17 protein-coding genes are annotated in these 22,295 nt (G+C 47.6%); 7 read left to right on the top strand and 10 right to left on the bottom strand.

All coding sequences use genetic code 11. From position 1 onward, the window contains the following. Nucleotides 1-48 precede the first annotated feature (48 nt). Both QFZ51_RS26290 and lpdA read left to right on the top strand, forming a co-directional pair. Entirely contained in the window at nt 49-708 is a 660-nt protein-coding gene (locus QFZ51_RS26290; RefSeq protein ID WP_429050413.1) for a LolA family protein, read from the top strand. Nucleotides 709-866: 158 nt separating this feature from the next. Then, nucleotides 867-2,273: a dihydrolipoyl dehydrogenase gene (gene lpdA / locus QFZ51_RS26285; RefSeq protein WP_370907972.1), complete on the top strand. Its 1,407-nt coding sequence runs from the start codon at nt 867-869 to the stop codon at nt 2,271-2,273. A gap of 98 nt (nt 2,274-2,371) precedes the next feature. Here lpdA and QFZ51_RS26280 read toward each other — a convergent pair whose 3' ends face one another. Continuing rightward, entirely contained in the window at nt 2,372-5,149 is a 2,778-nt protein-coding gene (locus QFZ51_RS26280; protein ID WP_429050412.1) for a S8 family serine peptidase, read from the bottom strand. Nucleotides 5,150-5,767: 618 nt separating this feature from the next. Between QFZ51_RS26280 and QFZ51_RS26275 the strand changes: the two genes are divergently transcribed. Together QFZ51_RS26275 and QFZ51_RS26270 are read left to right on the top strand one after the other, a co-directional pair. Continuing rightward, nucleotides 5,768-6,592 (top strand): M57 family metalloprotease, encoded by an 825-nt coding sequence (locus QFZ51_RS26275; RefSeq protein WP_429050411.1) that lies wholly within the window; start codon nt 5,768-5,770, stop codon nt 6,590-6,592. Between the two features lie 156 nt (nt 6,593-6,748). Beyond that, the gene (locus tag QFZ51_RS26270; protein ID WP_429050410.1) at nt 6,749-7,216 is read left to right on the top strand and encodes a hypothetical protein; all 468 of its coding nucleotides are present in this window, start codon (nt 6,749-6,751) and stop codon (nt 7,214-7,216) included. A 72-nt stretch (nt 7,217-7,288) separates the two neighbouring features. Here the strand turns inward: QFZ51_RS26270 and QFZ51_RS26265 are convergent, their stop codons facing one another. Further along, nucleotides 7,289-7,432, bottom strand: coding sequence for a hypothetical protein (locus QFZ51_RS26265; protein ID WP_429050409.1), 144 nt, complete (start codon nt 7,430-7,432; stop codon nt 7,289-7,291). 3 nt (nt 7,433-7,435) lie between these two features. Further along, on the bottom strand, nt 7,436-8,611 hold the full coding sequence (locus QFZ51_RS26260) for a sensor histidine kinase (RefSeq protein WP_429050408.1): 1,176 nt from the start codon (nt 8,609-8,611) through the stop codon (nt 7,436-7,438). 66 nt (nt 8,612-8,677) lie between these two features. Here QFZ51_RS26260 and QFZ51_RS26255 point away from each other — a divergent pair, with 66 nt between their 5' ends. Next, nucleotides 8,678-10,840 carry a S46 family peptidase gene (locus QFZ51_RS26255; RefSeq protein ID WP_429050407.1) on the top strand — a complete coding sequence of 721 codons (2,163 nt, stop codon included), beginning with the start codon at nt 8,678-8,680 and terminating at the stop codon, nt 10,838-10,840. 196 nt (nt 10,841-11,036) lie between these two features. Here the strand turns inward: QFZ51_RS26255 and QFZ51_RS26250 are convergent, their stop codons facing one another. Then, the gene (locus QFZ51_RS26250; protein ID WP_429050406.1) at nt 11,037-11,930 is read right to left on the bottom strand and encodes a class I SAM-dependent methyltransferase; all 894 of its coding nucleotides are present in this window, start codon (nt 11,928-11,930) and stop codon (nt 11,037-11,039) included. Nucleotides 11,931-11,955: 25 nt separating this feature from the next. Next, a complete protein-coding gene (locus QFZ51_RS26245; protein ID WP_429050405.1) occupies nt 11,956-13,503 on the bottom strand; it encodes an acyl-CoA mutase large subunit family protein in 1,548 nt (515 codons plus the stop codon). 22 nt (nt 13,504-13,525) lie between these two features. On the opposite strand from QFZ51_RS26245, the gene QFZ51_RS26240 reads away from it, so the two are divergent. Continuing rightward, complete coding sequence (locus tag QFZ51_RS26240; protein WP_429050404.1) at nt 13,526-14,509, top strand: M23 family metallopeptidase; 984 nt, start codon at nt 13,526-13,528, stop codon at nt 14,507-14,509. On the opposite strand, the gene QFZ51_RS26235 is transcribed toward QFZ51_RS26240, so the two are convergent. The 4 genes from QFZ51_RS26235 to QFZ51_RS26220 form a co-directional block, all read right to left on the bottom strand. After that, the gene (locus QFZ51_RS26235) at nt 14,510-15,043 is read right to left on the bottom strand and encodes a hypothetical protein (protein ID WP_429050403.1); all 534 of its coding nucleotides are present in this window, start codon (nt 15,041-15,043) and stop codon (nt 14,510-14,512) included. It abuts the gene before it with no gap. A gap of 141 nt (nt 15,044-15,184) precedes the next feature. Next, a complete protein-coding gene (locus QFZ51_RS26230; protein ID WP_429050402.1) occupies nt 15,185-16,378 on the bottom strand; it encodes a pyridoxal phosphate-dependent aminotransferase in 1,194 nt (397 codons plus the stop codon). A gap of 154 nt (nt 16,379-16,532) precedes the next feature. Continuing rightward, the gene (locus tag QFZ51_RS26225; protein ID WP_429050401.1) at nt 16,533-17,258 is read right to left on the bottom strand and encodes a DUF4397 domain-containing protein; all 726 of its coding nucleotides are present in this window, start codon (nt 17,256-17,258) and stop codon (nt 16,533-16,535) included. 24 nt (nt 17,259-17,282) lie between these two features. Further along, nucleotides 17,283-18,500 (bottom strand): serine hydrolase, encoded by a 1,218-nt coding sequence (locus QFZ51_RS26220; RefSeq protein ID WP_429050400.1) that lies wholly within the window; start codon nt 18,498-18,500, stop codon nt 17,283-17,285. Nucleotides 18,501-18,713: 213 nt separating this feature from the next. Here QFZ51_RS26220 and secDF point away from each other — a divergent pair, with 213 nt between their 5' ends. Beyond that, nucleotides 18,714-21,863 carry a protein translocase subunit SecDF gene (gene secDF, locus QFZ51_RS26215; protein ID WP_429050399.1) on the top strand — a complete coding sequence of 1,050 codons (3,150 nt, stop codon included), beginning with the start codon at nt 18,714-18,716 and terminating at the stop codon, nt 21,861-21,863. A gap of 91 nt (nt 21,864-21,954) precedes the next feature. Here the strand turns inward: secDF and QFZ51_RS26210 are convergent, their stop codons facing one another. After that, complete coding sequence (locus tag QFZ51_RS26210; protein WP_429050398.1) at nt 21,955-22,257, bottom strand: HesB/IscA family protein; 303 nt, start codon at nt 22,255-22,257, stop codon at nt 21,955-21,957. Nucleotides 22,258-22,295: the final 38 nt, after the last annotated feature.

Here is a 22,295-nt window from a genome sequence, read left to right as displayed (position 1 = left end):
GGCATGGCATTTGTCTTTGTTGGATAGCACAAACTAAAAAAAACTACGATGAAGAAATTTGTATTAACCGGAATGTTGTTGAGTGGTATCATTTTCAGCGGCATGGCACAATCTAAGGGCGCTTCCGACCCAAAGGCAAAAACCGTTCTGGATGGTGTTAGTAATAAATTTAAGTCATTAAAAACAGTAGTCGCTAATTTTATATTAAAAGTAGAAGGCGCTAATAACAGCGTGTCAGATTCTAAAAAAGGTACTGTTTATCTGAAGGGAGCTAAATATAAAGTAACGCTGCCAGGACAGGAAATCATCAGCGATAACAAAACTTCCTGGACATACGCGAAAGATGTGAATGAAGTAACTATTAATAACGTGGATCAGAGCAGTGGCGCCATGACACCGGCCAAACTGTTCACCAACTTCTACGATAAAGATTACCTGTACAAACTGGAAGCAGAAACGCAGGAAAAAGGTAAGGTGTTCCAGAATGTAGAACTGACGCCTACAGATAAATCTAAGACTATATTTAAGGTGATTGTTTCTGTAGATAAGAAAAACCAGAGCATTGCCAGGATGAAGGTGTTTGAGAAGAATGGTAACCATTATACTTACGAAATCACCAATTTTACACCAAATACCAACCTGAGCGATGCTACCTTTACTTTCGATGCCAAAAATTACCCTGGCGTGGAAGTAGTAGATCTGCGATAGTATAGGATTTTAGTATAACAGCCACCGGAGCGCGGATTACAGCGGTAAATGTTGCAAAACATCCCCGTAATCTCCGCTCCGGTGGCTTTTTGCAATAGGCTTTGTGCTTTCTGCTTATTTATTTACCTTTGGCAAGTTCAATTTAAAAATTAAACAATATGGCATACGACGTAATCGTAATTGGTAGTGGGCCCGGCGGATATGTGGCTGCTATCCGTGCTTCTCAGCTGGGATTTAAAACTGCAGTAGTGGAAAGAGAGAGTCTGGGTGGTATCTGTTTAAACTGGGGCTGTATTCCAACGAAGGCTTTGTTAAAAACTGCACAGGTTTTTGAATATACACAGCATTCAAAAGACTATGGTATCACGATCGGTGATGCAAAAGTGGATTTCGAGGCGGTGATCAAACGTAGTCGCGGTGTTGCTGATAAAATGAGCAGGGGCGTTCAGTTCCTCATGAAGAAAAATAAGATCGACGTGTTAATGGGCAATGGAAAGGTAAAATCCAAAGGCCAGGTGGAAGTAACCGATAAAGACGGTAAAGCCACTGTACACGACGCAAAACATATCATCCTGGCTACCGGCGCACGTGCACGTGAGTTGCCAAACCTGAAGATTGATGGTAAGAATGTAATCGGCTACCGTGAAGCAATGACCCTTCCTCAGCAGCCTAAATCCATGATTGTTGTGGGTTCCGGCGCTATCGGTGTTGAATTTGCCTACTTCTACGCAACCCTGGGTACTAAAGTAACCATCGTTGAGTTCCTCCCGCGCATTGTACCAGTGGAAGATGAAGATATCTCCAAAGAACTGGAAAAAATATACAAAAAGAAAGGCATCGAAATCATGACCAACGCTTCTGTAGAAGCTGTTGAAGCAAGTGGTAACGGTGTGAAAGCAAAAGTGAAAACCCAAACCGGCGAAATCACCCTGGAAGCAGATGTGGTACTGAGCGCGGTAGGTATTGCTGCTAATATCGAAAATCTCGGCCTGGAAGGAATGGGTATCAAAACCGATAAAGGCCGTGTACTGGTTGATAAATATTACCAGACAAATATCCCGGGCGTTTACGCTATCGGCGATATGGTGCCTGGTCAAGCCCTCGCACACGTTGCCTCTAAAGAAGGTATCATCTGCGTGGAAGCTATCGCATACAATGAAAAGAAATATGCGCACAAACCAGAACCAATTGACTACATGAACATCCCGGGCTGTACTTATTGCGCACCTGAAATTGCTTCTGTAGGTTATACTGAAAAGGCAGCAAAAGAAGCCGGTTACGAAGTGAAAGTGGGCAAATTCCCATTCTCTGCGTCCGGTAAAGCTTCTGCAGCCGGTGCCACTGAAGGTTTCGTAAAAGTGATCTTCGACGCCAAGTACGGCGAATGGTTAGGTACCCACATGATCGGCGCCAACGTTACTGAAATCATCGCAGAAACAGTGGTAGCACGTAAACTGGAAACTACTTACCAGGAAGTGCTGGATTCCATCCACCCGCATCCAACTATGAGCGAATCTGTAAAAGACGCCATAGAAGTAGCTTACGGCGAAGCAATTCACCTGTAGTCTTATCTTATTGTAAGTATAATAACAGCTGTTCCGGTTTACCGGAGCAGCTGTTTTGTTTAGCAGGAAGCTCATCATAACCCGGCATTGCGCAGCAATTATTGCTGCTTTACAAACTGTGCGGAGTAGATCCGTTTATTATCTGCATAAATACTACAGTTATAAATCCCATTTGCCAGTCGCTGCACTTCCACCGTTTCCTGGATATCTTCAAGATTCCGCTGCAATACTATCCGTCCGCTCATATCCGTAATTACCAGTTGGCGGCTGCGTGGGGTGCCATCCAAAACGGTGAACTGGCTGCTTACGGGGTTGGGGAAAAGTAAGATATGATTACCTGCAATGATGGTAACGGTAACCGGTTCGGCATAAATATATTGCCCGTTAGAGGTGAGCAACTTCACCCGGTAACGCAGCAGTCCTTCCGGTGCGCTGTCGTCGAGGTAGTTAAAGTTCATGGCATCGCCTACGGGTTGCTGTTGCAGCGTTATCCAGCCTTCCCGTGTAAACCGCTCCCAGTAAACCGTTTGGAGTTGCCAGGTGCTGCCCAGTGTGAGCGACAGTGCTACTTTATTATCGGTAGTAGGATCGGTCAGCAGGTTTTGTACATAGCAGCCTACACCCTGTTGCGTGTAATTAACGGCATAGCTGCGGATGCCCGTCCAGCCACCGGCAGCGACGGGGCTTACTGCAAAATACAACGACGACGCCGTTGCCTTGGGGATAAAAACAAAAGTATCATGGACCTGGCTACACGGAATCAGCGCCGTATTGCTCATGGTGTACAACTGGTATGCAGTGGCGCCCGGTTGTCCGTTCCAGTACAGCAATACCGTATCCGTGCAGTTGAATCCTGCGCGCATGGTGAGTGCCGGCGAAATGTAAAAAGGGTTGCTGATAAACGAGGTATCCGTTAACGTTAGTTTCAGGATCACCGGGCTGAAAATATCCGGTGCGTTCCAGTTATACAGCCTGTTTTCCACCGGGATGTTTTGTGCAATGGGCAGCCAGGTGCGGCCGCTGTCGCTGCTGTAGGAAAGCTCACTGTTACCACTATACGTAGTTTCCCATTGCAGCGGCAATGCCTGTCCTGCGGCTGCCGTAGTGCCTGTGGCGGGGTTTTGCCACTGGAAGGTTTTTACCGGCACCAGTTCATAAGCCAGGTAGAAAGGCTGTGTGCCGGCAGTAACCTGTGCGCCGGATACCTGCACCCGCATATTGCCGGGCACCGGATTTTCAATACTGATCTGTTCTGTATTGTTGAGGCTATCCCTGCCACGTTTTGCGGGTAGCAATAATGAATCAATTAACGGATAGGTGCTCAGCGTCCACGGCAGCCAGGTTTTGCCGTCGGCGGTGGTAGCTGTTATGTCGAGGTCGTTTATAAGCGCTTTAACGGCATTAACAGTGGCCGGAGGATCATTCCAGCACAGGGTTACTTTCACCTCATGTATGCCCTCCGGAACAGCGATGTTGAAGGACGTAGCCGTATGGTTGCCGGCACTGCCCTGGAGGAGGCGGTTGTCCTGTATGGTTTTGATAGCGCCATATGCGTGCAGGTTGCCATATCCGCTGCCAAATGATGGGTGTACGCCTGCGGGCCGGAAGGCGCTGTTAATGATAACGGCTTTGATGAGGGCGGCGGAAACGGGCGTGTTGTGCAGCATACGCCAGGCGTCCTGGAGTAATGCCACCACACCGCTGGTAAGCGCTGCTGCGCCGGAGGTGCCGTCTTCGCCATAAGCGGTTACATGTGGCATAATGCGGCCATCGTAGGCTGGGCCTTTGGAACTGAGTGCGATCAGTTGCGCGGCGCCATCTGTACCACCGCTGACAATAATATTTTTAGCCTGTTTAAAATTGCCGGATAAATTAGCGTACCCTGTAATGCCCTGGTAACGCCCGCCGGAGGCTGGTGATGTACCAATGTTCCCGGAAGAATATACATGCACTAAAGTATCTGCTTCATAAATCTGCTGATCATAGGCCACGGCTTCGGCGCCATAATAATTTTCGATGCCGGTACCATAGGAGTGATTTTGTACCGTGATGCCGGATTGACGATAATAGGCATCATCATCCGGAAGGAGACTGCTGTTGTAGTCTGCAGAACTCAGCTTTACTTCAGGCGCCACGCCTTTGCCACCTGCACCACTGTTGCCCGCGCCGCCAATCAGCGTAGCCATTATTAAAGCATGCGCGGTTTGGAGAGAGGAATTATAGGAAGAAGGAATATATCGTCCCTGTAAATCGATATCAGTGGTATCAAATAAATCTTCTTTAACGGAAACGGTTATACGTTTTCCTGTGATAAGTGGAAATTGCTGTTGGGCGAAAGGGATCCGGTTCACTGCCAGGTTGCCGGTATTGATAATAATTTCAGGGACCGGTCGCCGGATAAGGTCTGCGAACTGTATGGCCACCTGACTAATAAACAGGGGCCAGTCCTGCTTTTTAACCTTTGCCCTGGCTACGTGGTACTGCGTGGAGTACGACTGCACGCGGGCATACATTAATTGCTTTTCTGCCGGGTGGCATGACACCTGTATAGTGATGCTATCCCGCGCGGATGTTTGTTCCAGTTGTTGCAGCAGCGGAATGCTTGCTTTAAAATTATAACCTGCACTGTAACAATATACGAGCGTACTATCTTCCGGTACGTGTTGTAATATGTAATGATAGCGGGAGAGAGGCTGTACAAGTCCCCATTGCTGCAGCTTTGACTCATTTGGCAGTTTTGCAAACTTCACCAGGAAAGGACCACTTTTCCGTTGCAATGAAAACGTATCGGTAGCATACCGTTGCACCAGACTGTCGGGATAGTGTGATTGCTGTGCAGCAGCATAGTAAAAATAACAAAGCTGCAAAAACAGCAAGGGCCATATTTTAGAGGGTATTATCCGCATGCAGGTGTCGGCAACGGGTGAGTGATTTTGGTTTAGTGTTGCTACCTAAAGCTACTGTATTTAGATTTTCAACACAATTTTTTATCAATACTAAAACAAAATATTTTTTTTAAATTAAACGAATGTTGTAATATTGAAAGAGGAAAACCTAATATAAAATTCAACTAAATCTGAACAACGATCTGAATCTGTTACACAGTTTCTTAATTGATAGAGCAAATCTTAGTCACCGGAAATAACCGGCATTACTGAATCACTACCAACCCATTAAAAACTGATGCTATGCCATAGCAGGGCATATTAGCTGTTGTATGTATCCGAAAACGAGAGCACAGTATCACAACTGCAGTTTCCGGAAGATAATCAAAGCTGGGCGATCGCGTTTGCGGCAATAAGAAGAAAAAAACAATGTGCTTTTAGTACGTAATTGTTTTTATTCCACGTCTTATTCAGCCACAGATCAGCGCGGGCATTTAGTGTTGTTAACAGTGGCCTGTTTGAAAAAACAGGCGACAGGGATATCTTTTTTTAAAATCTAAACCAAAAATCTGAACTTTTTTTTCTAAACCAAAACCAAAAATCTGAATTATGAGAACACAATCAATTCCTGTGCTCTGCTGCATGGCAGCGGCTTTCCTCTTTGCGTCCTGTCAGAAGAACGGCGCACAAAAAGAAGCGCAGCCCGATCCCGTGTCAGCAGAAGTGTTAGCCCAGATTAAAGCAAATGGCTTTAGCACAGAGAACGTGGTAAAAACCGAAGATGGCTACCTTGTGGAAGGTGACATCCTGCTTACAGCTGCACAGTTGAAAGAAACCGTTACGAGCCCTGTTTTACGGGTGGCCAAAACAGAACAGTACCGCACTAATTACCTGGTTACAGCATTACCCCGCGTTATCAAAATTAAGGTGACCAGTTTAGGTACTGCCTTTATCGCTGGCACTGATACTGCCATTGCACGTTACAACAGGCTGGGGCTGCGCATGACCTTTCAGCGTGTAACCAGCGGCGCCGCTGACATTACCATCAGAGGATTTAACCAGGGACCAAGCGGTGGTTACATCACACTCGGTTCTTCCGGATTTCCTACCAGCGGTGGTAATCCGTATGGCACCATTAAGATGAACACCAACCAGTACGCCTACGGATCTAATCCCAACGTATTGTATGTAGGTTCTGTTATCCAGCATGAAATTGGTCACTGCATTGGTATGCGTCATACCGATTACATGGACCGTTCCTACAGCTGCGGCGGTACTGCCACCAACGAAGGCGCAAGCAATGTAGGCGCAGTATATATTCCGGGCACTCCTTCTGCACCGGATGCCAACTCCTGGATGCTGGCCTGCTCCAATGGCGGCAACCGTACATTTAATGCCAATGATATCATTGCGCTTAATTATCTGTATCACTAATCGTTGCATGAGCTAATCTGTTAAAACATTTCCGGAGCCGGGATTTTATTTCCGCTCCGGAAATGCTATTCTCCGGTACATAGGGCCGGTTCATCTATCTTTTTTTGTAAATCTGTTATATAATCAAAACCTTTATAGCAGATCAAAAATGATGAGATGGAAAACTCCCGTAAACAATTCCTGAAACAACTGTTTATCAGCGCTACCGCTGTGCCGGTGCTGATTGAAGCCTGTAAAAAAAGTGATGCTGCCGATCCCGGAACAGATAGCAGCAGCGGCGCCTGTACCGTTTCCCCGGAAGAAACAGATGGTCCCTATCCACTCTACAACAGCAGGGGCTCCTCCATTCAGCGCGTGGATATCACCGATGGCAAAACAGGTACCCCGTTGCAAATTACCATTAACATTCTGAACACCAACAACAGCTGCAAGCCGCTTGCCAACGCGAGGGTAGATATCTGGCATTGCGATAAGGATGGTTATTATTCCGGCTACAGCAACCGGGATACCTCGGTACGCAGGATAATACCGCGCTGGTTTTCTGCAGGGGATTGCAGTATTCGGATACAGCCGGGCAGGTTAAATTTACTTCCATTTACCCGGGCTGGTATGAAGGCAGGGTAACGCATATTCATGCACAGGTATACGTGAATGATAAACTGAAAGGAACTACGCAGATGGCATTCCCCGACGATATTAATACTGCCGCAGGTATTCCGCTGCGGAAATGGCATCTGTAAAAGTATGCTGTAATTTCAGCCAGGGAAATTCCTGTGCATAGGTTTTGGTCACCTGTAAGGCGGGCGGTTCGTCGTCTATCACAATAAATTTAATCTCCATCGCTTATACCTGTAATTGTAAGGAAATAGAATATGCGCCGTTATCTTCACTGATTTGCAGTTCGTATTTATCGGGATAGAGGTGTTCCAGTCTTTGCCGTGTGTTGGAAATGCCAATGCCCGTGCGGCTTGTGTCCGGCGCCATTCTGAATAATTTATTACTGCAGTAAAAGTGGATCCTGTTTTCGGACGTTTGCAGCAGGATGGTAATTTCAGACGGTTCGTGATTGCTGACGCCATACTTAAACGCGTTTTCAAGGAAGGGTAGCAGTACCAGCGGGGCAATGCACTTAATGCCCGGGCTGCCGGTAACTGCGAAATTGACTTTCGTTTTAGTGGTGAGCCGGAGTTTCTGGAGATCAATATAATCCCGGAGGCAATCAATTTCGCTTTCCAGCAGTACATAATCATCTCTCGTATCCTCGGTTACATAGCGCAGCATGTTAGAGAGCTTCATGATGCTCATGGCGGTGTTATCGCTGCGTGTGATAGCGAGGGAGTAAATATTGTTAAGGGTATTAAACAGGAAGTGCGGATTGATCTGGGCTTTCAGAAAGGACAATTCTGCCTGGGTTTTGCGGGTTTCTGCGTACAGTGCTCTTTTTTCGGTTTGCCGCCAGCGGCGTGTGGTTTCGATGGCGATACTCAGTGCAATGGTGAGCAGGAAAAGGAAGTCGCTCACAATATCGATGGGCCGGTGTGGTCTGCCGGGTGGCCGCGGGCCTGGTGCTGCCCCGGGCGGCATTTGCTGGCGCCATGGCATTTCTCCACGCGGATGCGACAACGAGAACAGGTGATCATAGGGCCGCATATAGTTGACCATGATCAGCAACAGTAAAACAGACAGGAAGTAAAGAACATATTGTTTCCGGAAGTACAGCCTGGGAAACAGGAAGGTGGTATGAAAATAGAACAGTGCTACATACGTTACCAGGAATACCAGGTAATCTGTTGAGAATAAGATAGAGAGCGCTTTGCGGTCGCCCGTTTGCCCACTGACAAACAGCAGGGGTAAACTCAGGCATATCAGCCACCCTGTAATGTGTGCTATTACTACCGAAGATTTTAACCGGAACATTTGCGACAGATAGATATAGGGCTGAAATTCTGACTTTCCAGCCGGATAATAGCTGTCTTCTCTGTAAATCGCGGGTTTATGTCGATGAATGATCGGAAACATGGGGTTATCTTTTCGCTGCTCCCCGAATTATAGTAAATTGCCTCTTTTATAAAAAGAATATCAGATATGTTGCAACGAATCGTGAAACCGGTGCTGTTATTGGTACTCCTGGTACTTGGCGGGCACACTTATGCCACCGAGGGAATGTGGCTGCCACAGCTGCTTTCCGGTCTTAATGAAAAAGAGATGAAGGGAATGGGCATGAAAATCACTGCCGCGGATATTTACAATATTAACAAAGGCAGCCTGAAAGATGCCATCGTGAGCTTTGGCGGTTTTTGTACGGCAGAAGTGATCTCTGAGCAGGGATTGCTGCTCACCAATCATCACTGCGGTTATGACGCCATTCAGAAGCACTCTTCCTTACAAAATAACTTCCTGGAAAACGGGTTCTGGGCAAAGTCGGCGGCAGAAGAACTGCCTAACCCCGGTTTGTTTGCCACCTTCATTGTACGCATTGATGACGTGACCAAAGCCGCCCTGCAGGATGTAACGCCCGGTATGAGCGAAAGAGAGCGGCAGTCGGCTATCGACAAACGTTTGAACGAAATCCGCCAGAATGCCCGCAGGGAAAGCTGGCAGGAAACCATGATAAAGCCTTTTTATGAGGGCAACCAGTATTTCCTGTTCGTAACGGAAACTTACCGCGACGTACGCCTGGTAGGCGCGCCGCCTTCTTCCATTGGTAAGTTCGGATCAGACACCGACAACTGGGTTTGGCCGCGTCATACAGGCGATTTTTCGATGTTTCGCATCTACGCTGGTAAGGATGGCCGCCCGGCGCCTTATTCAAAGGATAACGTGCCTTTAAAGCCTAAATACGCCCTTACCATTTCCCTGAAGGGAGTGAAACAAAATGATTTCACTATGGTGATGGGTTTTCCCGGCCGCACCACCGAATATCTGCCCTCCGAAGGAGTAAAGCAAACCGTAGAGGTGCTCGATGCCGCCAAAGTGGAAATGCGCGATGCCGCCCTCAAAATTATGGATAGCTACATGCGGAAAGACCCGCAGATAAAAATCCAGTATGCAGCTAAATTCGCCGGCACCGCCAACTACTGGAAGAAATGGATGGGAGAAATGCAGGGCGTAAAGCAAACCAACGGCGTAGGTAAAAAACTACAGTATGAAGATGTTTACCGGCAGCAGCTGGAAAGCAACCCGGTATGGAAGCAAAAGTACAACGGCGTACTGGATTCGCTCAACGGGTACTATCAGCAGGTGCAACCTTATGCACAGGCCCGCGACTATTACAGTGAGCTGGTAAAAAATGTGGAGCTGTTCACTGTCGGCGACCGCCTCATCACCTTCCTCAACGATGTGCATGAAAGGGGAGAAGCGCAGTATGAAACCATGCGGCAGCAGTTCCTCGCATCTATGCAGGGATTTTATCAGAATTACAATGCAAAGGTAGATCATGATGTGGCTGTGAGCCTGATTGCCTTGTATGCCAAAGGCGTTCCTGCGCAATTTGCAGGGGCGGAGTTTGCACAGATCTGGCAGGAAAACAACAAAGACAGCCGCGCATTGACTGACAAACTATATGCGATATCCGGCTTAACCTCTATCGATAAACTAACCGCTTTTGTACAACAACCCTATAATACGGTGGTGGCGCAGATGTGGAAAGATCCGGCTACCCGGCTGGTAATGGCTATGCGCAAAGGTTATGTGGATAATGTAAGCCGCCCGCTGGCGGATCTGCAGTCGAACATCAACAACCTGCAACGCACTTATATGCAGGCGCAAATGGATGTAATGGGCAGTAAAAAAAGCTTCTATCCCGACGCCAACAGCACGCTGCGGGTTACTTACGGAAAAGTAGATGGCTATAATCCCCGCGATGCTATCCACTACGATTTCTATACTTACCTGGATGGCGTGATGGAAAAATATGTTCCCGGAGATTATGAATTTGATGTGCCTGCCCGGTTAATAGAGCTTTATAAGAAGAAAGACTATGGCCGTTACGGTGCCAATGGCAAGATGCCGGTGTGTTTCATTGCCTCCAATCATACCACCGGTGGTAATTCCGGCAGTCCTGCGCTGGATGCATACGGCCACCTGGTGGGGCTGAACTTCGACCGCACCTGGGAAGGTACGATGAGCGATATCAACTTCGACCCTTCCATTTGCCGGAATATCATGGTGGATATCCGCTATGTGCTGTTTATCGTGGACAAATACGCGGGCTGTACGCGGTTGATTGACGAGATGAAATTATTGTAGCGGATTTTGTCTTTCTCGCTGATTACGCTGATTATACTGATTTTGCAGATTTGATCACTTTTGATTTAAATGATTTTGGGGAGATATAAGTGGATGTATCCGCTTATATCTCCCCAAATCTTTTTAAAATCAAAATAAAATCCCAAAAGTAAAATCTGCAAAATCAGCGTAATCAGCGAGAAAGACAAAATCCGCTCTAAACTTTGCATTCGTAAACAATAGAGCTGCACCGGTCCACGGTTTTCAGGCCTTTGCGATAGGAGCGGAAGCCATGGAAGAAGCCTTGCAGGAGCCGGCTTTTGCCGGTTTTGTATTTTTCGCTGAGCAGGCTTACGTAGAAGCCGTCGAATACCATCGGGTGTTTTTTGGCCAGTTTGATATGATGCTGTGCAAGTAATTTTTCCATGGAGCCCGGCGAGAAATGATAGAGATGCCGGGGCACATCGTAGGCGGCCCAGTATTCTTTATAATAGTCGGCGTCGGAGGAGGTGTAGTTGGGAACGGCGATCAGCAGCGCGCCTCCGGGTTTCAGCAGAGTGCGGATGTGATCCAGGTAGCCGTGCAGGTCGTGTACGTGTTCCAGTACATGCCACATGGTAATGGCATCAAATTGCTGCGCAGGTAAAGCATACAGCTGTTCAATGGGCAGTGCCTCCACTTTGTAAATTTCTTTGGCGTTGCGGCGTGCATTTTCATCGGGTTCGAGGCCGGTGACAGTCCAGCCGCCGGTTTGCATATAATGCAGGAATGCCCCGGTGCCGCTGCCTATATCCAGCAGGGTGCCTGTTTTTATACCGCAGGCATTGCGCACCCAGTTTTGTTTGGAGCGCAGCGTAATTTTCCTGACACTGTGATATAAACGGTTAATGAGTCCCTGCTTTGTTTCAGAGTGGGAAATATATTCCTGCGACTGATAGTAGCGGCCTATGTGGGCGCTATCGGGCACATTTTGTGTAAAGCGGCCGCCACAGCCTCCGCAATGGAAGATGTTGAATGTTTCTTTCGATACGGTGTAATCTTTGGCGGTAAGCGCTTCATGTATCTGTGACGAACCACAAAGCGGACAGTTGTTGTAATAGATTAAACTCATTGGACTATTGAATACGCTTATATAATTATTTATACTCTCCCCAAACTTCCCGCAGTACATCTGCAATTTCTCCGAGGGTACATAAGTGTTCCACTGCGGTTACTACAAGGGGCATCAGGTTTTCATCGGTACCGGCAGCCAGCCGGATCTGTGCCAGCGCGTTTTGCACGGCTGCATTATCGCGGCGTTCCCGTAAGGATTTCAGGCGTTCCGACTGTAAGGTACGGATGCTGTCGTCGATGCGGAATACTTCCGGTGTTACCTGGTCTGATGCTGTAAATTTATTGACACCGATGATTATTTTCTCATTATTTTCAATTTCCTGCTGGTACCTGTATGCGCTCTTTGCTATTTCATCCTGGATGAAACCCTGTTCTATGGCGCTTACAGCTCCACCCATTGCATCAATTTTATGAATCAGTTCCCAGGCTTTGGCTTCTACTTCGTTGGTAAGTGCTTCCACATAAAAAGAACCTGCCAGCGGATCTACGGTATCTGCCACGCCGCTTTCGTAGCCAACAATCTGTTGGGTGCGGAGCGCGATGCGTGCCGCTGCTTCGGTGGGTAACGACAGGGCCTCGTCGTAGCCGTTGGTGTGCAGCGACTGTGTACCGCCCATTGTAGCGGCCAGCGTTTGAATGGCTACACGTACAATATTATTCTGTGGCTGTTGTGCGGTGAGGGTGCTGCCGCCTGTTTGCGTATGGAACCGCAGCATCTGTGCTTTCGGATCGGTAGCGCCCAGCGATTGGGTGATATGCGCCCACATGCGGCGTGCTGCGCGGAATTTGGCTACTTCTTCAAAGAGGTGATTATGTGCATTAAAAAAGAAAGACAACCGCTTGGCAAATACATTGATATCCAGTCCTGTGTCCAGTGCTGCTTTCAGATAGGCCTTCCCGTTAGCCAGCGTGAAAGCCAGTTCCTGCACAGCATTGGCGCCGGCTTCCCGGATATGATAACCGGAAATAGAAATGGTATTCCACTTGGGCACTTCTTTGCTGCAATAGGCAAAAATATCGGTAATGAGCCGCATGGAGGGCTTTGGCGGATAAATGAAAGTGCCCCTGGCAGCGTATTCTTTCAGGATATCGTTCTGGATGGTGCCGGAAATCTTTTTCAGGTCGGCGCCCTGCCGCTTGGCGAGCGCGATATAAAAAGCCAGCAGGATAAATCCGGTGGCGTTGATGGTCATAGAGGTGGAGATCTGCTCCAGTGAAATATCTTTGAACAGTATTTCCATATCTTCCAGGGAATCTATGGCTACGCCTACTTTTCCCACTTCACCTTCCGACATCGGATGATCCGAATCGTAACCAATTTGTGTAGGCAGGTCGAAGGCCACGCTCAGTCCCATAACGCCCTGTCCCAGCAGGTAATGATACCTTTTATTCGATTCTTCCGCCGTGCTGAAGCCCGCGTATTGCCGCATGGTCCACAGTTTATCGCGGTACATGGTGGCGTGTATGCCACGGGTGTAAGGAAAATCGCCGGGCTGCTCGTCCATAGGCACCGGCTGTGTGTATACCGGTGCTATTACAATGCCTGAATCGGTTTGAATGGTTTTTTCCATAGTATCTAAAACTAGCGTTGCAATGTTACATAATTATTATGGTACTTCGCCGCTGAGAAAAATATTGATATTTTGTGTGAAAGTTTGGCAGGATACTATGATCATTTACTGTTTATTAGGCGCAACGATCGCGCTGGCGTTGTATAGTTTATATCTTGTCTGGAAAGCAGGAAGCCGCCGGCTGACAGCCACCTACAGCTATTTGCTGCTGGGGCTTTCACTGGGCTGGTTCCTGTATTTATATGGTACCTGGGTGTACCTTTCTATTTATGCCAAGTATTTTTTTGGCGGACTTTTATTGCTGAACATGGCCGCTTATGCAGTGCGTAAGCACGATCATGCGGCTAAACCTACGCCGCGGTGGAAACAGGTCAGCAATGGCATTCTTACCTTTATTTTTGTCGTAATGTCTGTGCTGTACTTTACCGGTACTACCGGTAAACCAGCGCGGGTAGCGCTGGCATTTCCGTTTAAGCCGGGTAAATACTTTGTGTTGCAGGGCGGTAAAGGGTTACCTACCAACGTGTTCCACTTTAGTCTGCGGGGGGCTGTTTATGCGATGGATATCGTGAAACTGAACAACTATGGCGGGCGCGCAGGGAAAATATTTTCCCGTAAGCTGGAAGACTATGTGATTTTCGGCGACACGGTGTATGCGCCTTGCGACGGGCTGGTGATGAGGGCGTACAGCAATAACCCGGATAATATACCACCCGCCATGAACCGCGGGCCTAAAAACACCAACCAGGTATTACTGGAAACGCCCGGGTATTACGTGTTTATGGCGCACCTGAAAATGGGAAGCGTGGTGGTACGGGAAGGGCAGTATGTAAAGCGGGGCGACCCGCTTGGCTGCGTCGGCAATTCAGGCTTTAGCTCAGAACCTCACCTGCATATCCAGGTGCATGCTAAAAAGGCCGGCATTCCCTGGTACCAGGGAATGCCGTTGTATATCTTATTTAATGGAAAAAGTTACCTGTTGAATGAGGTGATTAACGCGAAGTGATTACCGCATCAATCTTTTTGCTTCCGCATTAATGATCTGGGAAGTGAGTTCGGCAGGAGATTCGCCGGCCTGTAAAAATACCTCCAATATCTGTTTGTTCAGTTCCATAGCGGGTGCATCCGGTGGCAGTTGCACGGCTACCTGGTTGATCACGGAGATGGTTTGTTCCTTTAATGTTTTCACCGCTTCCCATGTCATGGCCGACACATAGATCTGCTGGGTAACGTTATGTTCGTATTCTGCCTTGATTTGCTGTACCATCGCGATCTGCATATCCATGGCGGTTAAGCCCGGCTGATAAGTGCGTCCTATCAGGCTTTGCGGCGTGATGCGGTCTACATAAAGCGCCATTCTCTCGTAGGCCTGCAGCTGTAAGGGAAGCACGGCAGCATTTACCGGCTGTTCTTTGCTGTCGGTTGTGGTATCTGCTGTTTTATTCTTCTTAAAAAGATCTCTTACCGTTGGGTATACGATTGCCACTGCTCCAACTGCGAGTGCGATGTATAATAGTGTATTCAAGTCAAGACTGCCCATCATATTACTTTATGTGCACAAATATATATAAAGATATTTATATATTGTAGGGTACCGGTTTAAAATAAAAAGGATTACCGGGAGATGTGTACTTTATAACATCCGCCGGTAATCATATTCATCACAAAGATGATCGTTTTGTTAAGCGAGTTTCCCCAGCCAGGTTTTCATTCTTTCCACTCCTTTCTCCAGTTTGTCCATGCCGGTGGCATAAGACAGGCGGATGCAGTTGGGTTGCTGGAAAGCGCCACCGGTAACAGTAGACACGTGGGCTTTATGCAGGAGGTACATGCAAAGGTCGTCTGCGTTTTTAATGTGCGAGTCTTCAAATGATTTGTTGAAGAATGCGCTTACATCCGGGAACATATAAAATGCGCCTTCCGGGTCATTTACCTTTAAACCGGGGATGGTTTTCAGGGCTTCATGAATGTAGGCGCGGCGTTTTTTGAATTCAGCAACCATTTCCACGGCGGTGGTCAGTTCGCCGGTGAGGGCTGTGATGGCGGCGCGCTGGGTGATAGAGCAGGTAGCCGAAGTGAACTGGCTCTGGATCTTATCACAGGCTTTGGCAATATCCAGCGGTGCGGCGAGGTAGCCCAAACGCCAGCCGGTCATGGCAAAGCCTTTACTCAGGCCGTTGATGATGACCGTGCGGTTGATCAGATCTCCGAACTGCGCAATGCTTTCATGTTTGCCTTCGTAGTTGATGTATTCATATATTTCATCGGAGATGATGAAGATCTGCGGGTGTTTGGCGAATACGGCAGCCAGTCCTTCCAGTTCTTTTTTGGAATATACGGAACCGGTAGGATTACAGGGAGAGGAGAACATGAACAGCTTTGTTTTTGGTGTGATAGCTGCTTCGAGTTGCTCCGGTGTAATTTTATAATTGCTTTCGATACTGCAGGGAACAAATACCACTTCACCCTGGCAAAGGCTCACCTGTTCTGAATAGGTAACCCAGTAAGGGGTGGGGATGATCACTTCATCGCCGGGGTTTACAATGCTGAGCACTGCATTGGCCAGGCATTGCTTGGCGCCTGTGGATACTACAATTTGCTCCGGCGTATAGTCAAGACCGTTATCTCTCTTTAATTTGTGTACTACTGCCTGTCTTACGTCTGCATAGCCAGCCACGGGTGTATAGTGTGTAAACCCTTCATCAATTGCTTTTTTGGCGGCTTCGCGGATGTGTGCCGGGGTGTCAAAGTCCGGTTCTCCGATGCTGAGGTCCACAATATCTATCCCCTGGGCTTTCAACTCGCGGCCGAGTTTAGCCATTTTAATTGTTTGCGGCTCGGAAATCCGTGACAGCCTGTCTGCTAGTTGATTCATATCATTACATTGAATTGACCGGAACAAACGTACAGAAAAAAACCAGATAATACATGGAAAGATCATTCCCGGCTGCTGTACAAACGCAGAACGGGCCGGATAACCGGCCCGTTCTGCGTTTTATGTTACTGCTTTTTACAGCAATGTAATATTGTTAGTATAAACTGAACATAGCGTTGGTAACCAGTTTGTCGGTACCGGTACTGCCTTTAACGCCTACGATGTAAATGGTATAGAAGTTACCTGCGTTGAAACTGCCGACACGAAGATCAGTGCTGCTTGCCGTGGCAAGTACGGTACCAGTGCCAGCTTCCTTGATGGTGATGGCATTGTTTACGCTGAAGCTGTTGAACAGTTTGAAAGCGCTGGCAGAAGATACATCGCCGTTAAAGTAAACGCGGTTGCTGTCGATTTTTTCAGTACCGATGAATACATCTACCGGGCCTGCGTTTGCGCTCAGGTTCAGGAAACGGATACCGATTTTATCGCGGCTGTAGTTGGATTGATCTGTTTTGATAATAGCAGATCTCATGGGGCTTTTATCCCAGATCAGGTAAGTATAGTACTGTGTGGAGTCGAAATTGTAAGTAGTGGTGACCAGCAAGCTGTCGCCTCCTTTCTTCTTCAGGTCAAATTTGTGCAGGCCTCCGTAAACGGCATACCGGGCGTAGAAATTATAAGTGAAATCAGTTTCAGTTACTTTCTGATCATTATCGAAGAAAGTACCTGCGATCATACTGGTGGAACTGTTCAGAATTGAAATCTGTGCCTGTGGCCTTGGTGGTGTGTAATTGTTATCGTTCTTCAGGCAGGAAGATAATCCGATGATTCCTGTCAACAGGGCCACAACTGCCCATACGCGATTTTTCTTGGTTAGCATTTTGCTCTCAGTTTTTAAATTGTGTTATTGATCGGTTGTTTTTTTATCGTTTGGTTCAAAACGGGACAGGTCCGGTAAAATGCTCTTTTTACGTTGGACTTCCGATTCATAAATTATTTCTCCCAGTGCTTTGAGAAAAGGTTTGCCTGTTTTTTCAAAAGCCGGTTGATCATCTCCCAATACACCAGTGGTATTTACAAAAACACTGGCAGACAGCAGAAATTCTGTTTTACTGGTAAAATCAACAATATATGCTGTATCGGTCAGAAATCCGTATGCCCATCCTGGTTTGTTGAAAATCCTGATGTGTTCAGGTATCCGGCTGTTCCGGTCACCTCCAAAAAGCAAAAACCTGGTATATGCCTGATAGTATTGTTCCGGATCATACACCGGATCTGTTGATTCTTCCGGGTGCTGGGACATACATCTGTACAAAAAAAGGTAATCTTTCCCTGTTAAACGGAAACGTTGACGATTTGTTACAGCTTCCGGAAAAATTATGCTGCGCAGGATATTATGCAGGTCGGAGAGGGGCAGTTTATTCCGGTGGGAGAAGTTCATGGGTTGGTGCTCGAGGTGGTCGAGGTGATTGTACCAGGCGTTCCCGGCAAAGTCTTCCCGCGGGGAAAACTCCAGGCTGCTGCAGCATGCGGGTTGCTGGTAAAGGATCCTGTTCCCTTCGCGGAAGCTGACGGCATTGGTACGCCTGTTGGCTTCCTCGTAGAGGGGAAGTCCCACCCGGTGGCGGATCTGGGCCTGGGAATATCCCATTTCCCATAACCGGCGGTTAAAAGGTTCCTGCCCTATAAACTCGTAAAGGCGGTTATAGGCGTCGTTGTCGCTGATAAGGAATATTTTTTTTATATAATGGGCTACAGACGGGAGGCCGGAAGCCGCGGAATGGTCGTGGCGCACGCCGGTATTCACATCCGGGAGCGGCGCTGTAAAAAAAGGCGTATCGCGATCGAGGCCGGGGACCTGCAGATCGTTCAGCTTTTCCAGTGCCAGTGCCACTGCCGGCAGTTTTACCGTGGAGGCGGGATAGAAGTAGGTATCCGGCGACACACCATAATAATAGTCTGTGAAGTGAGGCCGCTGCTGCCCGTCCCGGTCTATGCGGGTAAAAATCACCTGTAAACGGTAAGTGGAAGGATCGCTGAACACAGCGCCTAACCGGCTTTTTTGACTTTTCAGCAAAGCTTCCAGAAAATTATCTGTTGCCGGATAATGTTGGGTTTGCATATATTTGTCGTTGTTATGGATTGTAAAGCAAAGGAATATATTTAAAAAGACCAGAATCCGGGAGCTGCAGATTTAAAAAAAGTGTGCCAACCAACCTGCAAAGGCAAGCGCATATTGATTTTGCGTGTCTTTTAACAAGGACTTTAATATATCGATTTAAATTCTATCTTTGCAACTCTTAAAATTTTTTTTTATAAACCCGAAACAAACAGTATGCAACTTAAAGGACTGGTAAGATTTTTTGCCATCGCACTGATCCTTATCTCTTTGTACCAATTGTCCTTCACGTTTTTGGTGCGGAACTATGAGAAGAAGATAGAGCAGCAGGCCGAGAACGATGTGGCCAAGCAATACCCTACACCTGAAAAGAAATATCCAGGCAGTTCGGAACTGCAGGGCTTCTACTCAGATACCCTCAAAGGGTTTATTAAACAGAGGAGACAAGAGATTGTGGACAGTACCAGCAGCACAAAAATTGCAGGCTTTCCATGGAATGTCACCTATACCAAGGCCAAAGAGAAAGAACTGAATCTCGGTCTGGACCTGGTAGGTGGTATGAACGTAGTACTGGAAGTAAGCGTGGAAGATGTTATCCGCGCATTATCCGGTCAATCCAAGGATGCTGCTTTTAACAAAGCGCTGGAAAGGGCAAATGAGCTGAAGAAAACTAACCAGGCCGATTTTGTTACTTTATTCGGACAAGCATACGCCGAGGTAGCACCACAGGGTAAACTGGCTTCTATTTTTGCAAATGCCTACCAGAAGGACATCACCTTCAATTCCTCCAATCAGCAGGTGCTGGACATGATCCGCAAGGAATCACGTGTTGCCATTAAGAATACCTATATCGTACTGCAAAAACGTATTGATAAATTTGGTGTGGCACAACCTAATATCAGCCTGGATGAAAATAAAGGACTGATCTCCGTGGAACTCGCCGGTGTTGATAACGCCGCCCGTGTACACAAATACCTGCAGGCAACTGCCAACCTGGAATTCAGGGAAGTATACAAGAACTCTCCGGAGTTTATCCAGAATGTATTATCCCCGGTGAACGATGCTGTAAGAAATGCTAAGGCCGCAGTTACCGCTGCTCCTGCCGCTACACCGGATTCAGCTGCTGCTGCTACCACCGCTGCTGCGAAGGATACCGGTAAAGATGCCAGCCTGACAGATTATCTGTCTAAAAAAGATACCAGCAAAAATGCCAGCAAAGAACTGCAGCTGAAAGAACAACAGGCGCAGAACCCGCTGTTCATGGTATTATTCCCTAACGTAGATCCACAATCCGGCTCAGTTTATCCGGGTCCGTCTATTGGAAGGATTTTACCAAAAGATACCGCTACTTTCAACCGTTACATGGAACTGCCGGCTGTAAAGTCGATCCTGCCGAAAGACCTGGTATTTGCGTTTGGTGCTGAAAATAAAGAAGATAAACACGGACCTTTAGCGGTATATGCGCTGAAAGTGAACCCGGCCAGCCCTGAACCTCGTGTTGGTGGCGCAAGCATCGTTGATGCCCGTCAGGACATGGACCAGAACAACCAGCCGGAAATCAGCATGACCATGGATAATGAAGGCGCCCACCAGTGGAAAAAACTGACCGGTGAACTGGCTCCTACTAATCCAAAAGATCCCGCTACCTTTAATTATGTAGCAGTAGTGCTCGATAACATCGTTTACTCTGCCCCTTCTATACAGGGTGAAATTGCCGGTGGCCGTTCCTCTATCAGTGGTAGCTTTACCATTGAAGAAGCGAATGACCTCGCCAACATCCTGAAATCCGGTAAGATGCCGGCTCCTGCACAAATTGTACAGGAACAGATCGTAGGACCAACCCTTGGCGCTGAATCTATTGCCGCCGGTGCGAAATCCTTTATGATCTCCTTCGGAATCATCTTCGTACTCATGCTGGTGTACTACAACTCAGCCGGCTGGGTAGCTAACATTGCACTGGTACTGAACCTGCTGTTTACCTTTGGTATCCTGGCTTCTATGGGTGCTACGTTAACAATGGCCGGTATTGCCGGTATGGTACTCACCATCGGTATGGCGGTAGATACCAACGTAATCATCTTTGAAAGGATCAAGGACGAGCTGACGCATGGTAAATCTTACCACGATGCCGTGGCGGAGGGCTACAAACGCTCTTATGCACCTGTACTCGATGGTCACGTTACCTCCCTGCTCACCGCCTTCATCCTGTTCTACTTCGGTTTAGGTCCGGTACTGGGCTTCGCCACCACACAGATCATAGGTTTGTTCCTGTCCCTGTTCTGCGGTATCCTGGTTTCCCGTATGGTAACTGATTTCTGGATGAAGAGAAAAAGACATTTTGAATACTTCACACCTATTTCCCGTAAGGTATTCAAACATGCCGCTTTTGATTTCGTAGGCAAACGTAAATATGCTTATATCATCTCCGCCTTTGTAATGGTGGCAGGTGTTTCTTCCTTCTTCCATGGCTTCGACCACGGTATCGATTTCTCCGGCGGCCGCAGCTATACTGTTCGCTTTGAGCACCCGATGAACCGCGAAGAAGTGGCAGATGTGCTGAAGAAAGAATTTGACTCAGAAGTATTCGTTAAAACTATCGGCAGCACCAACCAGCTGAGCATCACTACTGCTTACAAAATTGAGCAGCAGAGCCTGGCGGTTGATAAAGAAGTGGCTGATAAGTTATATAATGGCCTGAAGAAGTTCTATGACGCTTCCGTAACGCCTGACGTATTTACCTCCCGTTACATTGTAGGTTCGCAAACAGTATCGCCTACCATTTCCGATGACCTGCGTGCAGGTGCGGTGAAGGCAACGATCCTGTCTATTGTGGTGATCTTCTTGTACATCCTGTTACGTTTCAGCAAGTGGCAGTACTCTATCGGTACTATCTTCTCTTTGCTGCACGACGTACTGGTTACGCTGGCAGTATTCTCCTGGTGCAGATCCTTTGTACCGTTTACACTGGAAATTGACCAGCACTTTATTGCTGCGATCCTGACGGTGATTGGTTTCTCCATGAACGATACCGTGATTGTGTTTGACCGTATCCGTGAGTACTTCAGGACCGGCGCTCATGGCCGCGACAGGGATACCGTGATCAATAAAGCGATCAACGATACCCTGAGCCGTACCATTATGACGTCGCTGACCGTATTCCTGACCATCCTGATCCTGTTTGTATTTGGTGGTGAAGTTACCCGTGGTTTCGCTTTCGCGATGCTGATTGGTGTGATCACCGGTACTTACTCTTCTATCTTCGTTGCGGCACCAGTACTGGTTGACTTCGACAAGAAGAATCAGCTGGCCAATGAAGGTGAGTCAGTGGAAGTGGTGGCCAAGAAAACGGCTCCTGCTGCCAAATAAGTAAGATCTAACTGAAATAATGTTTGATAAATAAAAACCTCCTGGCTTGCCAGGAGGTTTTTTTATGCAGTATCTTTTTGGGAGATATTTATCAGCTGGCCGGCTGCCTGAATACAAACCCGGCGGCTTCGCTTCCCTGCTGGTAGTCTATTTCCATGCCCATGAGGTACATGCCATGTGCTTTTTTCATGATCACAGGGATGCCGGATATCTCAAAGAGGTCGTCGTCTTCCATGCGGGCATCGAAGCCGAGCATATAGGCAACACCGGAACAACCTCCGCCTTTTACGCCTACCCGCAGGTAGGGGGCTTCTGTATTCCCCTGTAACAATTGTTTCACTACTTCAGCAGCACTGGCCGTAAGTTGAATGGGAGACCTGTTCACGTTATCCATTATCCGTATTTTTTTCAAAGTTAGGGAAAACCAGGGGC

The organism is Chitinophaga sp. W3I9 (assembly GCF_050434025.1).
Taxonomy (GTDB): Bacteria; Bacteroidota; Bacteroidia; order Chitinophagales; family Chitinophagaceae; genus Chitinophaga.
The sequence above is the reverse complement of the archived record's forward strand: the minus strand, read 5'-3'. Positions and strand labels throughout refer to the sequence as shown.

Bases quoted from the DNA above. Each gene is read 5' to 3' on its own strand.
- QFZ51_RS26290 (WP_429050413.1), top strand. From the start codon at position 49: ATGAAGAAATTTGTATTAACCGGAATGTTGTTGAGTGGTATCATTTTC.
- lpdA (WP_370907972.1), top strand. From the start codon at position 867: ATGGCATACGACGTAATCGTAATTGGTAGTGGGCCCGGCGGATATGTG.
- QFZ51_RS26275 (WP_429050411.1), top strand. From the start codon at position 5,768: ATGAGAACACAATCAATTCCTGTGCTCTGCTGCATGGCAGCGGCTTTC.
- QFZ51_RS26270 (WP_429050410.1), top strand. From the start codon at position 6,749: ATGGAAAACTCCCGTAAACAATTCCTGAAACAACTGTTTATCAGCGCT.
- QFZ51_RS26265 (WP_429050409.1), bottom strand. From the start codon at position 7,432: ATGGAGATTAAATTTATTGTGATAGACGACGAACCGCCCGCCTTACAG.
- QFZ51_RS26260 (WP_429050408.1), bottom strand. From the start codon at position 8,611: ATGTTTCCGATCATTCATCGACATAAACCCGCGATTTACAGAGAAGAC.
- QFZ51_RS26255 (WP_429050407.1), top strand. From the start codon at position 8,678: ATGTTGCAACGAATCGTGAAACCGGTGCTGTTATTGGTACTCCTGGTA.
- QFZ51_RS26250 (WP_429050406.1), bottom strand. From the start codon at position 11,930: ATGAGTTTAATCTATTACAACAACTGTCCGCTTTGTGGTTCGTCACAG.
- QFZ51_RS26245 (WP_429050405.1), bottom strand. From the start codon at position 13,503: ATGGAAAAAACCATTCAAACCGATTCAGGCATTGTAATAGCACCGGTA.
- QFZ51_RS26240 (WP_429050404.1), top strand. From the start codon at position 13,526: ATGTTACATAATTATTATGGTACTTCGCCGCTGAGAAAAATATTGATA.
- QFZ51_RS26235 (WP_429050403.1), bottom strand. From the start codon at position 15,043: ATGGGCAGTCTTGACTTGAATACACTATTATACATCGCACTCGCAGTT.
- QFZ51_RS26230 (WP_429050402.1), bottom strand. From the start codon at position 16,378: ATGAATCAACTAGCAGACAGGCTGTCACGGATTTCCGAGCCGCAAACA.
- QFZ51_RS26225 (WP_429050401.1), bottom strand. From the start codon at position 17,258: ATGCTAACCAAGAAAAATCGCGTATGGGCAGTTGTGGCCCTGTTGACA.
- QFZ51_RS26220 (WP_429050400.1), bottom strand. From the start codon at position 18,500: ATGCAAACCCAACATTATCCGGCAACAGATAATTTTCTGGAAGCTTTG.
- secDF (WP_429050399.1), top strand. From the start codon at position 18,714: ATGCAACTTAAAGGACTGGTAAGATTTTTTGCCATCGCACTGATCCTT.
- QFZ51_RS26210 (WP_429050398.1), bottom strand. From the start codon at position 22,257: ATGGATAACGTGAACAGGTCTCCCATTCAACTTACGGCCAGTGCTGCT.